This is a genomic window from Stakelama portus (assembly GCF_003171655.1).
Taxonomy (GTDB): Bacteria; Pseudomonadota; Alphaproteobacteria; order Sphingomonadales; family Sphingomonadaceae; genus Sphingomonas; species Sphingomonas portus.
Genome location: NZ_QFZL01000003.1, coordinates 535,971 through 550,120, shown reverse-complemented (window position 1 = coordinate 550,120; position 14,150 = coordinate 535,971). Strand labels below are relative to the sequence as shown.

Annotated in this window: 15 protein-coding genes; 7 read left to right on the top strand and 8 right to left on the bottom strand. The window is 64.5% G+C overall.

Annotation, left to right across the window (positions count from 1 at the left end; genetic code table 11):
* The first annotated feature begins 49 nt into the window (after nt 1-49).
* Nucleotides 50-346, top strand: a complete 297-nt coding sequence (locus DKB74_RS11180) for an SEL1-like repeat protein (RefSeq protein WP_109808191.1) — start codon at nt 50-52, stop codon at nt 344-346.
* 65 nt (nt 347-411) lie between these two features.
* Here DKB74_RS11180 and DKB74_RS11175 read toward each other — a convergent pair whose 3' ends face one another.
* The 3 genes from DKB74_RS11175 to DKB74_RS11165 form a co-directional block, all read right to left on the bottom strand.
* Nucleotides 412-1,053 carry a metallophosphatase domain-containing protein gene (locus DKB74_RS11175; protein WP_161956849.1) on the bottom strand — a complete coding sequence of 214 codons (642 nt, stop codon included), beginning with the start codon at nt 1,051-1,053 and terminating at the stop codon, nt 412-414.
* 13 nt (nt 1,054-1,066) lie between these two features.
* On the bottom strand, nt 1,067-3,640 hold the full coding sequence (gene topA / locus DKB74_RS11170) for a type I DNA topoisomerase (protein ID WP_109808189.1): 2,574 nt from the start codon (nt 3,638-3,640) through the stop codon (nt 1,067-1,069).
* Nucleotides 3,641-3,963: 323 nt separating this feature from the next.
* Nucleotides 3,964-4,452, bottom strand: a complete 489-nt coding sequence (locus DKB74_RS11165) for a helix-turn-helix transcriptional regulator (RefSeq protein WP_109808188.1) — start codon at nt 4,450-4,452, stop codon at nt 3,964-3,966.
* Between the two features lie 139 nt (nt 4,453-4,591).
* Between DKB74_RS11165 and DKB74_RS11160 the strand changes: the two genes are divergently transcribed.
* Together DKB74_RS11160 and DKB74_RS11155 are read left to right on the top strand one after the other, a co-directional pair.
* Nucleotides 4,592-5,341 (top strand): COG4705 family protein, encoded by a 750-nt coding sequence (locus tag DKB74_RS11160; protein ID WP_109808303.1) that lies wholly within the window; start codon nt 4,592-4,594, stop codon nt 5,339-5,341.
* A gap of 62 nt (nt 5,342-5,403) precedes the next feature.
* Complete coding sequence (locus DKB74_RS11155; protein ID WP_109808187.1) at nt 5,404-7,281, top strand: ABC-F family ATP-binding cassette domain-containing protein; 1,878 nt, start codon at nt 5,404-5,406, stop codon at nt 7,279-7,281.
* 103 nt (nt 7,282-7,384) lie between these two features.
* Here DKB74_RS11155 and yghU read toward each other — a convergent pair whose 3' ends face one another.
* From yghU to plsY, 4 genes are all read right to left on the bottom strand, one after another.
* Complete coding sequence (gene yghU, locus DKB74_RS11150) at nt 7,385-8,287, bottom strand: glutathione-dependent disulfide-bond oxidoreductase (protein WP_109808186.1); 903 nt, start codon at nt 8,285-8,287, stop codon at nt 7,385-7,387.
* Between the two features lie 122 nt (nt 8,288-8,409).
* Complete coding sequence (locus tag DKB74_RS18590; protein WP_145960957.1) at nt 8,410-8,793, bottom strand: hypothetical protein; 384 nt, start codon at nt 8,791-8,793, stop codon at nt 8,410-8,412.
* Nucleotides 8,790-9,881 (bottom strand): DNA-processing protein DprA, encoded by a 1,092-nt coding sequence (gene dprA, locus DKB74_RS11140; protein ID WP_109808184.1) that lies wholly within the window; start codon nt 9,879-9,881, stop codon nt 8,790-8,792. Before dprA ends, DKB74_RS18590 begins: the two co-directional genes overlap by 4 nt.
* A complete protein-coding gene (gene plsY, locus DKB74_RS11135; protein WP_109808183.1) occupies nt 9,878-10,480 on the bottom strand; it encodes a glycerol-3-phosphate 1-O-acyltransferase PlsY in 603 nt (200 codons plus the stop codon). The genes dprA and plsY overlap by 4 nt, the downstream gene beginning before the upstream one ends.
* Nucleotides 10,481-10,558: 78 nt before the next feature.
* Here plsY and murI point away from each other — a divergent pair, with 78 nt between their 5' ends.
* Nucleotides 10,559-11,356: a glutamate racemase gene (gene murI, locus DKB74_RS11130; RefSeq protein WP_109808182.1), complete on the top strand. Its 798-nt coding sequence runs from the start codon at nt 10,559-10,561 to the stop codon at nt 11,354-11,356.
* 21 nt (nt 11,357-11,377) lie between these two features.
* On the opposite strand, the gene DKB74_RS18585 is transcribed toward murI, so the two are convergent.
* On the bottom strand, nt 11,378-11,698 hold the full coding sequence (locus DKB74_RS18585; RefSeq protein WP_145960956.1) for a hypothetical protein: 321 nt from the start codon (nt 11,696-11,698) through the stop codon (nt 11,378-11,380).
* Between the two features lie 242 nt (nt 11,699-11,940).
* Here DKB74_RS18585 and hemA point away from each other — a divergent pair, with 242 nt between their 5' ends.
* The 3 genes from hemA to DKB74_RS11115 are packed head-to-tail and all read left to right on the top strand — an operon-like array spanning nt 11,941 to nt 14,143.
* Nucleotides 11,941-13,191, top strand: a complete 1,251-nt coding sequence (gene hemA, locus DKB74_RS11125; protein ID WP_420822408.1) for a 5-aminolevulinate synthase — start codon at nt 11,941-11,943, stop codon at nt 13,189-13,191.
* Complete coding sequence (locus DKB74_RS11120; protein ID WP_193504424.1) at nt 13,191-13,709, top strand: SF0329 family protein; 519 nt, start codon at nt 13,191-13,193, stop codon at nt 13,707-13,709. Before hemA ends, DKB74_RS11120 begins: the two co-directional genes overlap by 1 nt.
* Nucleotides 13,706-14,143, top strand: a complete 438-nt coding sequence (locus DKB74_RS11115; protein ID WP_109808181.1) for a DUF695 domain-containing protein — start codon at nt 13,706-13,708, stop codon at nt 14,141-14,143. Before DKB74_RS11120 ends, DKB74_RS11115 begins: the two co-directional genes overlap by 4 nt.
* Nucleotides 14,144-14,150 lie beyond the last annotated feature (7 nt).

Genomic DNA, 14,150 nt, shown 5'->3' with positions numbered 1-14,150 from the left:
CTGCCCCAAACCATGATTCGCGAGTGGATCGTGGAAAAGGGGTAGCGAGATGGGCAACAGCCTCAAGAGCGCGCGTTTCCTGATCGAAAGCCGGCTGCAGGATGCGGCCCGCGGAGATGCGCAGGCATGTTATGACTTGGGAATCGTTTATTCGAGCGGTTCCGACGGGGTCGATGTCGACCTGATCGAAGCACATAAATGGTTCAACATCGCGGCGATGTCGGGAAGCGATCATGCGCAGGAATGCCGCGCGGAAATCGCCGAGGACATGAGCGCACGCGAAATCATCGAAGCGCAGAAGGCCGCACGTGCATGGCTGAGCGCGACCAGCCGCCGGGCGGCATAAACCGCGGCAGAATTGCAGGCGCGTTCGGGAAGTATCCGACGCCTGCCGACGCGAACGTCACGCGATCAGAATGGCGTGAGCGTTACGCAAACCGCGCCACGGACATGGCTGCTGCGGCTGACCAATGCGCTTGCGTTGACGAACAGCGTATCGCCGATCCTTGTCTGACCGGCGCCGGCGTGAACATGGCCGAAACAGTGCAGACGCGGCCTGATGCGGGCAAGTTCGTCGCGAAGTAGCGGACAGCCCAGGCTTTTCCCATTGCTGGACACATCCAATATGCCGGCCGGCGGCGTGTGGGTGATCAGCACATCGATGCCCGTCGGAATCTCCGCCCATTTGCGCCGCAAAACCCGATCCGGCGCATGGAAGGCGTGCCTCGGCAGGTCGGGCACCCAGGGCGCGGCATAGAATTTCAGCCCGCGATATTCCCAGCCCGCGTCCTGCAGATATCGCGCATTGGCGAAAGCAACCGCGCCGGTTTCGACACGGCGCTGCAACGCCCAGTCATGATTGCCGCCGGTGCAGAGGACCGCATCGAAGCGCTGATCGCCGAACCAGTCGTCGACTCGCGCGAGTTCGGCATCGCTGTCGCACGCCAGGTTCAGCATGTCGCCGCAATGAATCATCACGTCGCCCGCCCCCATCGCGATACGATCCTGTTGAAGATGCGTATCGCTGATGATCGAGAGCCGGACCCCGTTCACGACGGCGCGTTGCCTATTCCGCGGCCTTTTTTGCCGGAGCCTTTTTCTTCGCCGGAGCCTTTTTCTTCGGCGCAGCCTTTTTCTTGCCCTTGGCCGGGCCCTTGGCTGCCTTGGCGTCGATCAGCGCGGCGGCCTCTTCCGCAGTCAGCGTTGCCGGATCGGCGGTCTTGGGCAGAGTCGCATTGGTCGTGCCGTCAGTGACATAGGGGCCATAGCGCCCCTCCATCAGCTTCATCTCGCCGCCCGAAGTCGGATGTGCGCCGAAGGTCTTGAGCGGCTCACGCGCCGCGCCACGACCGCGCCCGCCCTTGGCTTCGGCCGCTTCTGCCAGCTTCACCACCGCCGCATTCATGCCGGTTTCGAACACTTCGACGGTGCTCGATAGCCGGGCATATTTGCCGTCATGCTTCAGATACGGGCCATAGCGCCCGATCGCGGCCTCGATCGGCTCGCCGGTTTCGGGGTGATTGCCGATGATGCGCGGCAGGCTGAGCAGCTTGAGCGCCCATTCGAGATCGAGCTCGCCCGGCAGATCCTTGGGAATCGACGCGCGCTTGGCGTCCTTGCCTTCGCCCAGCTGGATATAGGGGCCGAACCGCCCCGACTTGCGTTCGATCTCCAGCCCCGTTTCGGGATCCTTGCCCAGCGCCTCGGGCCCGGTGTCCTCGCTCCCCTCGCCGCCCGGCTGGGCGAAACGACGGGTGAATTTGCACTCGGGATAGTTGGAGCAGGCGACGAACGCGCCATAGCGGCCGCCGCGAAGCGCAAGCTTGCCGTCGGCGCAGGCGGGGCAGGCGCGCGGGTCGCTGCCATCGGCCTTGGCCGGAAAGAGATAGGGTTCGAGGAACTTGTCGAGCTCGGCAGTGATGTCCGACGGCTTCTGTTCCATCACCTCATCGGTGCGCGGTTTGAAATCGTGCCAGAATTCGTCGAGCACTGCCTGCCACCCCGCACGCCCGCCCGACACATCGTCCAGCTCTTCCTCAAGCTCGGCGGTGTAATCATAGCTGACATATTTGGCGAAGAAACGTTCGAGGAACGCCGTCAGCAACCGCCCGCTTTCCTCGGCGAAGAAACGGTTCTTCTCGACCCGCACATAGGCGCGGTCCTTGAGCACCTGAATGATCGAGGCATAGGTCGACGGGCGGCCGATGCCGAGTTCCTCGAGCCTTTTCACCAGCGATGCTTCGGAAAAACGGGGCGGCGGCTGGGTGAAATGCTGTTCGGCATTCACGCCCTTTTTGGCGGGCGCATCGCCTTCGGACATTTTGGGCAGGCGGCGCGAATCCTCGTCGTCAGCGGCGTCGGCATGTTTGCCCGAGCCGCCAACAGAAACATCGTCCTTGCCCTCTTCGTAAAGCGCGAGATAGCCGGGGAAGAGCACGACCTGACCCGTGGCGCGCAGGCCATGCTGGCCGGTCGCATCCTCCAGATCGATCGTGGTGCGCTCCATCCGCGCCGATGCCATCTGGCTCGCCAGCGCGCGCTTGTAGATCAGGTCATAGAGTTTGGCGTGATCGCCCGAACCGGCGCGGTCCTTCGAAAAATCGGTGGGGCGGATCGCTTCGTGCGCTTCCTGCGCATTCTTGGCCTTGGTCTGATAGACGCGCGGCTTGTCGGGCACATAGCTGCCGTCATAGCGAGTCGCGACTGCCTTGCGCGCTTCCTGAATCGCCGCGCTGTCCATCTGGACACCGTCGGTACGCATATAGGTGATCGCGCCGTCCTCATAGAGCGCCTGCGCGATCCGCATCGTGTGGCTGGCCGAGAAGCCGAGCTTGCGCGCGGCTTCCTGTTGCAGCGTCGACGTGGTGAAGGGCGGCGCCGGGTTGCGGGTCGCCGGCCTGGTTTCGACGCGGACGACGCTGAAGCGGCCTTCCTCGACCGCTTTCTTCGCGGCCATCGCATCGCCTTCGGTGCCGATCGTCAGGCGATCGATCTTGTCGCCCTTCCATTTGACGAGGCGCGTCTGAAATCCGGTGCCGGCATGCTCCATATCAGCAGTGACCGACCAATATTCCTGCGCGATGAAGCCTTCGATCTCGCGCTCGCGCTCGACGATCAGCCGCAGCGCGACCGACTGGACGCGGCCCGCCGATTTGGCACCCGGCAGCTTGCGCCACAGCACCGGCGAGAGCGTGAAGCCGACCAGATAGTCGAGCGCACGCCGCGCGCGATAGGCATCGATCAGATCGGTATCGAGCTGGCGCGGCTCACCCATCGCCTTGGTGACGGCGGCCTTGGTGATCGCGTTGAACGTGACGCGCTCGACCTCTGCGGGCAGTGCCTTTTTCTTGGTCAGCACTTCGAGCACATGCCACGAAATCGCTTCGCCTTCGCGATCAGGGTCGGTCGCGAGGATCAGTCGGTCGGCCTTTTTCGCTTCATCGGCGATGGCTTTCAGCTGCCGGCTCTTGTCGGCATAGGGCTCCCATTCCATCGCAAAGCCGTCATCCGGATTCACCGACCCGTCCTTGGGCGGCAAGTCGCGGACATGGCCATAGCTGGCGAGGACGCGATAATCCTTGCCCAGATATTTTTCGATGGTCTTCGCCTTGGCCGGCGATTCTACGATGACAAGCTGCATGAGGTTTTAAAGGCGTCCTTACGTGTGCGCGTACGAGGATGGGGAGCGCCTGCCCGTGCCGTCAAGATGTGGCGGGCATGTGAAAGTTTACGAAGTTCACGGCACGCCCCCCCCCCCGCTTTCGCCCTCCCCGAGCGGCATGTCGCAGGGTTGCGAGGCGGCGCGGCGTGGGTTGGCGGGCTGGGCCATTGCGAAAGGAGTGGCAGATTTGTTGCGTGTAGGACAGCGGTTAGGTCGTGACCTAGTCGATGGGGCAGCGCGCTGCGGCTACGCCCCCTCCACCATGCTATACATGGCGCCCTGCGGCCGGAGTCATTTCCCTTTCACTGCAGCAGATCGTCGATGAACAGCGAGACCAGCGCCGACTGGCTGCCGACGCCCGCCTTGGCGTAGATCTGGCTGAGTTGGGATCGCACGGTGCCGGCGGCGGCGGCGCGCATGGATGCGATTTCGGCGACGCTGCACCCCTTGAGCGCGAACATTGCGACTTCGGATTCGGCGGCGGAGAGTTTCCATTCGTCGAACCGCATCGCGATCGCTTCGGCAAAGGCGCCCCGGGCGAGCGCAAGCGCCGCTTCGCGACGCCGCGCCCGCGCCAGCACGCGGCGCAGATACAGCGCGTTGATCACGATCCCGGCGACCAATGCCACTGCGACCAGCGCCTCAAGCAGCGAGGCCAGCGAAAATGCCCCGAACGCCTCGTCGAGCCCGTCGACCAGAACATAGATGGCGGCGACCAGCTGCACCGGAAACAGCGCCACCGATGAAAAGAAGGACAGGCCGAACCGTCGCTTCCCCGTCGTTTCCGGCATGGCATTCCTCCCCATACGCATCCGCCGATATCGGCCCGTATCAACAGCTGCTTATGGGCCCGGATAGCCGCACTTCCTAAGAAACGACATGGGAATTTATGCGGAAGGACCAAGGGTTTTGACACGCGAACAGCAGGAAATGCTCACCAAGGTTCCAGCAGTGACGCTGGGCTTCTGGATCATCAAGATACTGGCGACGACCTTTGGCGAGACCGCCGGGGACACAGTGAGCATGTCGCTCAATCTGGGCTATCTGATCGGCACTGCGATCTTTGCCACCGCGCTGGTGGTGCTGGTGGTGGCACAGATCCGCGCCCCGCGATTCCACCCCGCATTATATTGGGCGACGATCATCGCATCGACCACGGCGGGCACGACGATGGCCGATTTCGCGACGCGATCGATCGGCATCGGCTATCCCGGCGGATCGGCGCTGCTGCTCGCGTGCCTGCTCGCCAGCCTGTTCCTGTGGTACCGGATGCTGGGCAGCATATCGATCCAGTCGCTGCACCGCGCCGATGCCGAAATCTATTACTGGATCACGATCACCTTTTCGCAGACGCTGGGCACCGCGCTGGGCGACTGGGTGGCCGACGGGCCGCTCGGCTATTCGGGCGCGGCGCTGATTTTCGGCGGAGCGATCGCGTTGCTCGGCATTGCCTATTTCACGACCAGGATCGACCGGGTGGCGCTGTTCTGGCTGGCATTCGTGCTTACCCGCCCGCTGGGCGCGGCGGTCGGCGACTTTCTCGACAAGCCGATCGCCAACGGTGGGCTGGAACTGAGCCGTGCGGCGGCTTCGGCGGTGCTGGCCGGCGCGATCATCCTGCTCATATGGCTGGTGCCGCAGCGCGCCGAGCGGGGTCACGCGCCGACAAGCATGAACTGAGGCGCGAGCGCGGGGAAACAGCCCCTCCCCAACCCGGCCACACCCTGCTAACGGCGCTCCCCATGCTGAACTTGCAGGACATCACCGTTCGCCTGGGCGGGCGCACGATCATTGACGGTGCGAGCGCCGCGCTGCCGCCGCGTTCGCGCGTGGGGCTGATCGGCCGCAACGGCGCGGGTAAATCGACCTTGGTCAAGGTGATCTCGGGCGATCTGGAGGCCGATACCGGATCGGTCGAGATGCCGCGCGCAACGCGGCTCGGCTATGTCGCGCAGGAAGCGCCCGCCGGCTCGGCGACGCCGTTCGAAACGGTGCTGGCAGCGGATGAAGAGCGCGCCGCGCTGATGGACGAGAGCGAGACGGCAACCGATCCCGAGCGGATCGCCGATATTCACGAGCGGCTGAACGCGATTCAGGCGCATTCGGCGCCGGCACGCGCGGCGCGTATCCTCAACGGGCTGGGCTTTGACGAGGAGGCGCAGCATCGCGCGCTGGAGAGCTTTTCGGGTGGGTGGCGGATGCGCGTGGCGCTCGCGGCGTTGCTCTTTTCGCAGCCCGATGTGCTGCTGCTCGACGAACCGTCGAACCACCTCGATCTCGAAGCGGTGTTGTGGCTGGAGGATTTCCTCAAATCCTATCCGGCGACGATCCTGCTGGTCAGCCATGAGCGCGACTTTCTCAACAATGTCTGCGATCACATGCTGCACCTCGAACGCGGCAAGCTGACGCTTTATCCCGGCGGCTATGATGCGTTCGAGAAGCAGCGCGCCGAGCGGCTGGCGCAGCTTGCCGCCGCCAAAGCCAAGCAGGATGCCGAGCGCGCCAAGCTGCAGGATTATGTCGCGCGCAATTCGGCGCGCGCATCGACCGCCAAACAGGCACAGAGCCGCGCCAAGGCGCTCGCCAGGATGCAGCCGATCGCGGCGATGGTCGAAGATCCGTCGCTCAGCTTCGATTTCCCCGATCCTGACGAATTGCGCCCGCCGCTGATCACGCTCGACATGGCGGCGGTGGGCTATGGCGACACGCCGGTGCTCCAGCGGCTCAATCTGCGAATCGATCCCGACGATCGCGTCGCGCTGCTGGGGCGCAACGGCAACGGCAAGACGACGCTCGCGCGGCTGCTTGCGGCGCAGCTGAAGCCGATGGACGGCGACATGAATGCGACGGGCAAGATGCGCGTGGGATATTTCACGCAATATCAGGTCGAGGAATTGCGCAGCGGCGATACCCCGCTCGATCACCTGCAGGCGCTGATGCCGGACGTGAAGCCCGCCGCGGTGCGCGCGCAGCTCGGCCGGTTCGGCTTTGCCGGGGACAAGGCACTGACCAAGGTCGGCAAGCTGTCGGGCGGCGAGCGTGCGCGGCTGGCGCTGGCGCTGATCACGCGCGATGCGCCGCATATGCTGATCCTCGACGAACCGACCAACCACCTTGACGTCGATGCGCGCGAGGCGCTGATTCAGGCGCTCAACGCCTATTCAGGCGCGGTGCTGATCGTCAGCCATGATCGCCACATGATCGAAATGACCGCCGACCGGCTGGTGCTGGTCGATAGCGGCGAGGCGCATGACTATGACGGGTCGATGGACGATTACATCGCGTTCGTGCTGTCGAAGGAAGCGCCGGGCGAAGGCAAGTCGGGCGGCGGCGCGAAGTTGAGCAAGAAGGACGCGCGCAAGGCAGCGGCCGATGCGCGCGAGAAGAACAAGGCACTGCGCAAGGCGGCGGACGAAGCCGAAAAGGCGCTGGCGAAGCTCACCGCGCAACGCACCGAAATCGACCGCGCCATGGCCGAACCCGACAAGGCCGATCCGGCGCTGGCGAAGCTGACCATGACCGACCTGATGAAACGCCGGGCGGAAGTGAGCGAACGCATCGAGGCGGCCGAACTGGCGTGGATGGAGGCGAGCGAGGCGCTGGAGGAAGTGGCGGCCTAAGTTCCCCCTTCACCACAACCGTTCGTCCCGAGCGCAGTCGAGGGACGTGCCGCGCGCGGATGCGCAGGGTGTCTCGACTTCGCTCGACACGAACGGGGTGGCGTCAGGCTACGGCGTCGTTCACCTGCGCCAGTCCCGCATCGACATCCGCCGCGCTGTGGCGTTCGGGGATCAGCGTGGGGTCCTCATCGGTGGGGTTGCGGTTGACGATGCGGCCACGCTTCACGCCTTCGCGCTCGCCAATCTGCTGGGTCCAGCGGACCAGGTTGGTGTAGCTTTTGACGTCGAGAAACGCGTCTGCGCTGCCATAGGCGCCGCCGCGCACCAGCGTGCCGTACCAGGGCCAGATCGCGATATCGGCGATGCTATAGTCGTCGCCCGCAACATATTCGTGCTTGCCCAGCTGGGTGTCGAGGACGTGGAGCTGGCGCTTCACTTCCATCGCATAGCGGTCGATCGCATATTCGATCTTGAACGGCGCATAGGCATAGAAATGGCCAAAGCCGCCGCCCAGAAACGGCCCGGCGCCCATTTGCCACATCAGCCAGCTCATCACCGCCGCGCGCTTCGCCGGATCGGTGGGCAGGAAAGCGCCGAATTTTTCGGCGAGATGGACCAGGATCGCACCGCTTTCGAAAATGTTGAACGGCTCGGCGCCCGAGCGGTCGATCAGCGCCGGGATCTTCGAATTCGGATTGATGTCGACAAAGCCGCTGCCGAACTGATCGCCTTCGCCGATATTGATCAGCCACGCGTCATATTCGGCACCCGAATGCCCCGCCGCGAGCAATTCCTCGAGCATGATCGTCGCCTTTTGCCCGTTGGGCGTGCCCAGCGAATAAAGCTGGAAGGGATGCTCGCCGACCGGCAGTTGCTTGTCATGCGTCGCGCCCGAAACCGGGCGGTTGATGTTGGCGAACTGGCCACCATTGCCCTGTTTCCATTCCCAGACCTTTGCAGGGACATAGCCCGGCGGCTGATTGTTCGCGGGATCGCTGTCGGCCATTGTCGTTCCTTCCGAGTTCGCCAAGCCGCTGATGTAGGGTTGCCGTCCGCTATTGCGAGACGTGGCGATGCTTGTCGGCGCAACGGCCTATCGGGCAAACCAATGGCTGGTCGCACGCGGTATCAAGGAGCAGATGCGGGCACGACCCGCACGTCATCGACACGCCCCAGACGCAATGCGAAGACGCTGCTTCCACCGCCCGGGGGCGCAGGAATGATCTGCACTATTCCGGTCACCCGGGCGTGTACCACACCGCCATTTCGGCCGACCTGCGCATCGACCAACGCACGGACTGCGCGCTGATCTCCAACCAGCAGGACTTGATTATGATTAGGGCAATCAACCTGTTGGGCTTCGACGCTATCGTGGACGCCCGCCTGAACCACCGCGATTGCCAGATCGACCTGCTCGCCTGCCCTTGCGCGGGCTTGAGCCGGATCAAGACAAGCTACCGGGTCGGGACGAAGTCCAATGTGCAGCAACAGACTGATCGCCAGGCCCATCATTGCAGGCTCACGCGCCCTCCCCCATGACGCTCAAGCCGCCCGGCGAGTTCCAGTTCGAGCAGCACCGTCTGCACCACTGCGGGGACCAGCCCCGATTGGCGGATCAGTTCGTCGACCGCCACCGGTACCGGGCCGAGCAGGCCGGTGATCCGGGCACGATCGCTATCGGCGGCGTCCTGAAGCGGCGGTCCGGCATAGCCGGCGCCCGGTTCGCGCAGCGCGCGCAGGTCGATCGGACGGATCGCCTCCAATATATCCTCGACATTCTGGACCAGCGTCGCGCCTTCGCGGATCAGCTGGTTGCATCCCTGCGCGCGTGGATCGAGCGGGCTGCCGGGCACGGCCATCACTTCGCGGCCCGCCTCCGCCGCGATACGTGCGGTGATGAGGCTGCCCGAACGCGGCGCGGCTTCCACCACTACCGTGCCGAGCGACAGCGCGGCGATGATGCGGTTGCGCGAGGGAAAGAAGCGCGCCAGCGGCTCGGTGCCGGGCGGTTGTTCGGCAAGCAGCAGGCCGTCGGTCGCGACGCGTTCCTGCAACTCGGCATTTTCGGGCGGAAAGGCGATGTCGATCCCGCTGGCGATCACGCCGATCGTGCCGCCCGACAGCGATCCGACATGGCTGGCCGTGTCGATCCCGCGCGCGAGCCCGGAAACGACCGTGACGCCTTCCTGCGCAAGCCCCTGCGCGATCTGGCGCGCAAAGCGGCATGCGGCGGCCGAAGCGTTGCGCGCGCCGACCATCGCGACACAGTTGCGCCGTGCGAGCGCGACATCGCCCCGCACGATCAGGGCAGGCGGCGCGCTTTCCAGCTCCGCAAGCAGCGGCGGATAGTCGGCGTCTCCCAGAAACAGATAGCGCGCGCCCAGTCGATCGACCGCCGCCATTTCACGCCGCACTGCGGCCTCGTCAGCGATACGCGGCTTGCCACCGCCCCGGCCGGCGAGCATCGGCAAAGCCTCCAGCGCGGCCTGTGCATCGCCGAAACGCGCGATCAGCTGGCGCCAGGTGACAGGGCCGATATTGGCACTGCGCAACAGGCGAAGCCGCGCAAACCGCGCGGCATCGTCGCCCCTATCGGTCACTTGGGAGCGCCCACCCTGGGTTCCGTACCGGTGAGCAGACGATCGATATTGGTGCGATGTTTCCACAGCACGATCAGCGCCAGCACGAGCAGCGGCAGCACTGAGTCGAATTGCCCGAAAAAGGCTGCGCTGACCGGCGCCGATACCGCAGCGGCCATGCCCGCGATCGAGGAGATGCGCAGCCCGGCGAGCAGCCCCAGCCATACGGCGGCATAGACCAGCCCGCACGGCCAGTGCAGCGCCAGCACGACACCCATCAGCGTCGCCACGCCCTTGCCGCCGCGAAACCGCAGCCACACCGGATAGCAATGGCCAAGGAACGCAGCGGAACCGGCCAGAATCTCGTTGCCCGGAAACATCCAGCGAATGACCACGATCGCCGCCACCGCCTTGAGCGCGTCGAGCAGCAGCGTCGCCGCCGCCAGCCCCTTGCGCCCGGTGCGCAGCACATTGGTCGCACCGATATTGCCAGAGCCGATCTGGCGCAGATCGCCGGCACCGGTTGCGCGCGTCAGCAGCACACCAAAGGGAATCGATCCCAGAAGATAGCCGAGCACCAGTGCCACGACCGGCCCGAGCCAGAGCAATTCGCCGTTCAAGGATTCCCCCCTGCTTGCCAGTAAGCTAGGCGCTCCCCTAAGCCGGTGCAATAACAGGCATCAGCGACCCGCCATCAAATGTCCGATCCCCGCCCCCTTTTGTTTTTCGATTCCGGCGTCGGAGGCCTCTCCGTGCTCGGACCCGCGCGTGCGCTGCTGCCGCAGGCGCCGTTCGTCTATGTCGCCGACAATGGCGGCTATCCCTATGGCACGCGCAGCGAAGCGGAAATCGCCGCGCGCGTCCCGGCATTGCTGGGCCGGCTTGCCGAACGCTATCGCCCGCGGTTGATCGTCATTGCGTGCAACACCGCCTCGACCATCGCGCTACCCGTGGTGCGCGCGGCGCTCGACCTGCCGATCGTCGGCACGGTCCCTGCGATCAAGCCGGCGGCGGCGATCACGCGCACCGGCACGATCGGCGTGCTTGGCACGGACGCGACGGTCCGCCAGCCCTATGTCGACGATCTCGCCGCCCGGTTCGCCGCCGATTGCACCGTGCTGCGCCACGGATCGGCCGAACTGGTCGATCTGGCCGAAGCGGCGCTGCGCGGCACGCCGCCCGCGCCCGAACGGCTGCGCGCGGTGCTTGCCGGGCTGTTCGATCAGCCGGGGGGAGACAGGATCGACGTCATCGTCAATGCCTGCACCCATTTCCCGCTGGTCGCGGCCGAGATGGGCGCGGTGGCGCCGCATCCGGTGCGCTTCGTCGATGGCGGGGACGGGATCGCGCGGCGGATCGCATATCTGACGCAGGGTCAGTCATGGCCGGCCGATCCCGGCATGGGAAAGGCAGTGTTCACGGCGCCTCAGGGCGACACGCATCTGATCGCGCCGGCGTTGGCGCGCTATGGCCTCGATATCGTCGAAACGCTTTAGCGACGTTCCGTCGTCGCGCGCTCAGGAACCGTGCGCGAAGGACGATGGGGACGGCGAAATTTCTTCGGCCATCGAGAAATAGCGCTCCGCCATTTCGAGATGCAGGCGCCGAACGGCGGAATCGCGCGTTCGATCCGCCCGTTCGCGCTCCTGGCGTTCGCGTCGGCGATAATATTCCTGGTCGTCGGCTCTCATGGGCACCTCGATCCGCCCAAGCGGGAGTTCTGATGGTCTCTCAGCCGCGAACTGTGCCTGGAGTTCGAGTCGTTCGCGATGACCGCCTAATACCATGAAAGCGCGGCAAAAACGAATCGCCCAGGCTGGGATGGCGAGTATTTCCAATCGGCTTGCGCCAGATCAATTGGCGGATGTGACTTCACTGTAAGACGCGTCTTTCCTTCCGGGAAAAGTCGAGCCGATGCCGGTTGCGAATCGGGCGAAAACAACATGGTGCGGCGGTCCGGGAAGGGAAAATGCAATCGGCTTCGCCGCCCGGACACGGAGTGTTGTGCGGGAAAGCCGCCTACAATAAGCATTTTCGGCAACTGGTAATCGCCGAATAATGGGTCTATCGGAGCAATCCCATGAGCACGACCGACCAAGCGCCCGCGGCAGTGGACTATTCGCGGGTATTCACGCAGGCGATCGACCGGCTTCACGCCGAAGGCCGCTATCGCGTGTTCATCGACATTCTGCGCAACAAGGGGAAATTCCCCAATGCGCGCTGCTTCGCCGGTCATAACGGGCCGAAGCCGATTACCGTGTGGTGCTCGAACGATTACCTCGCCATGGGCCAGCATCCCAAGGTGATCGCGGCGATGGAAGAAGCGCTGCACGATGTCGGCGCGGGCTCTGGCGGCACGCGCAATATCGGCGGCAACACCCATTATCATATCGATCTGGAGGCCGAACTCGCCGATCTGCACGGCAAGCAGGGCGCTCTGCTCTTCACGTCGGGCTATGTGTCGAACGAAGCGACGCTGTCGACGATGGCGAAGATCCTGCCGGGCTGCATCGTCTATTCGGACGAGCTCAACCACGCATCGATGATCGCGGGCATTCGCCATTCGGGATGCGAAAAGCGCGTGTTCCGCCACAATGACCTCGCGCATCTCGAGGAATTGCTGGCGGCGGACGATCCCGCGCTGCCCAAGCTGATCGCGTTCGAAAGCGTCTATTCGATGGACGGCGATGTCGCCCCGATCCATGCGATCTGCGACCTGGCCGACAAATATAACGCGCTGACCTATCTCGACGAAGTCCATGCCGTCGGCATGTACGGCGCGCGCGGCGGCGGCATTTCCGAACGCGACGATTCGGCACGCCGGCTGACGATCATCGAAGGGACGCTGGGCAAGGCATTCGGCGTGATGGGCGGCTATATCGCCGCCGACCGCCAGATCATCGACGTGATCCGCAGCTATGCGCCGGGCTTCATCTTCACCACCTCGCTGTCGCCCGTGCTCGTTTCGGGCGCGCTGGCCAGCGTACGCCACCTCAAGGCATCGAGCGCGGAACGCGACGCGCAACAGGCCGCCGCCGCCAGCCTGAAGGCGATGATGCGCGAAGCGGGTCTGCCGGTGATGGACACCACCACGCATATCGTGCCGCTGATGGTCGGCGACCCGGTAAAGGCCAAGAAGATCAGCGACATCCTGCTCGCCGAATATGGCGTGTACGTTCAGCCGATCAATTACCCGACCGTGCCGCGCGGCACCGAACGCCTGCGCTTCACGCCGGGCCCGGCGCATGACGAAGCGATGCTGGCCGAACTGGTCGCGGCGCTGAGCGAAATCTGGGGCCGGCTCGAGCTGAAACTCAAAAAGGCGGCGTGATGCGCTGGAGCAAGCTTCGCGCGCTTGCTCTGGATCGCTTCGCCGAGCCGCTGCGGGGCAGGCTCGACATCCATAGCGCAGCCTATGGCAACTGCACCTGCGGCCATGCGTGGCTGAGCTTCGACGGCGATGTCATCGCCAATTTCTGCACGCGCGCTCATTATATCGCCGGCGGCTGGGAGGCGGCGAGCAGCGACCGCAATCGCATGTATAAGCGCCAACTCACGCCCTTCGGTGCGTTGTCCCGGCAAGATGCCTATCGCTCCTGCTGGCAACTGATACACGAACTGTCGATTGAGGAAGCGCTGGCCAGCGATGATCTGCTGACGCAATCGCTGGCGATCGCCGATACCCGTGTCGGGATGCGGCGGTTGCAGCGGATTGATCCGGATGCGCTCGAACCGCTTCCTGCCTTTTTGCTGTTGATCCGTCTGGGCAACGACATATCTGTGGCTGACTTTATTGCCGCGCGACAAGGTTCGCCAGCAACCGAACCCGCAGATTTTGAGGATGCGTGACCAACTTCAACGACAATCCCGACACCCCCTGGACCTTCGCGACCGGCGAGCGTGAGGGCATCCCGACGCTGTTGCGGGTGCTGACCGAGCCGCCGACGCCCGCGATGCAGGCGGAAATGCCGACTCTGGTGCTGATCCAATGGCCGTTCGAAAGCGAGGACGGGCGGATGCCCGACGAGCATGAACTCGCGCAGATGGTCGCGTTCGAAGAGTCGATGATCGACGGGATGGAGATGGGCGAATGGGGCGTGTGCGTCGCCGTGCTCACCTTTGGCGGGACGCGCGAATGGCGATGCTTCACGCCCGATGCCGAACGGTTTGAGGAAGGCATCAACGAAGCACTGGTCGGCCAGCCCGTCTATCCGCTCAAATTCGCGATGTTCGAAGACCCCGCCTGGATCGCGCTGCGCGAAGTGCAGGACGCAATCGACTGAAACCCGC

Excerpts from the sequence above, each read along its gene's own strand:
- topA (WP_109808189.1), bottom strand. The coding sequence starts at position 3,640 with ATGCAGCTTGTCATCGTAGAATCGCCGGCCAAGGCGAAGACCATCGAA.
- DKB74_RS18590 (WP_145960957.1), bottom strand. The coding sequence starts at position 8,793 with ATGATGGGCCTGGCGATCAGTCTGTTGCTGCACATTGGACTTCGTCCC.
- DKB74_RS11180 (WP_109808191.1), top strand. The coding sequence starts at position 50 with ATGGGCAACAGCCTCAAGAGCGCGCGTTTCCTGATCGAAAGCCGGCTG.
- DKB74_RS11155 (WP_109808187.1), top strand. The coding sequence starts at position 5,404 with ATGCTGAACTTGCAGGACATCACCGTTCGCCTGGGCGGGCGCACGATC.
- hemA (WP_420822408.1), top strand. The coding sequence starts at position 11,941 with ATGAGCACGACCGACCAAGCGCCCGCGGCAGTGGACTATTCGCGGGTA.
- DKB74_RS11160 (WP_109808303.1), top strand. The coding sequence starts at position 4,592 with ATGCTCACCAAGGTTCCAGCAGTGACGCTGGGCTTCTGGATCATCAAG.
- murI (WP_109808182.1), top strand. The coding sequence starts at position 10,559 with ATGTCCGATCCCCGCCCCCTTTTGTTTTTCGATTCCGGCGTCGGAGGC.
- DKB74_RS11120 (WP_193504424.1), top strand. The coding sequence starts at position 13,191 with ATGCGCTGGAGCAAGCTTCGCGCGCTTGCTCTGGATCGCTTCGCCGAG.
- yghU (WP_109808186.1), bottom strand. The coding sequence starts at position 8,287 with ATGGCCGACAGCGATCCCGCGAACAATCAGCCGCCGGGCTATGTCCCT.
- DKB74_RS11165 (WP_109808188.1), bottom strand. The coding sequence starts at position 4,452 with ATGCCGGAAACGACGGGGAAGCGACGGTTCGGCCTGTCCTTCTTTTCA.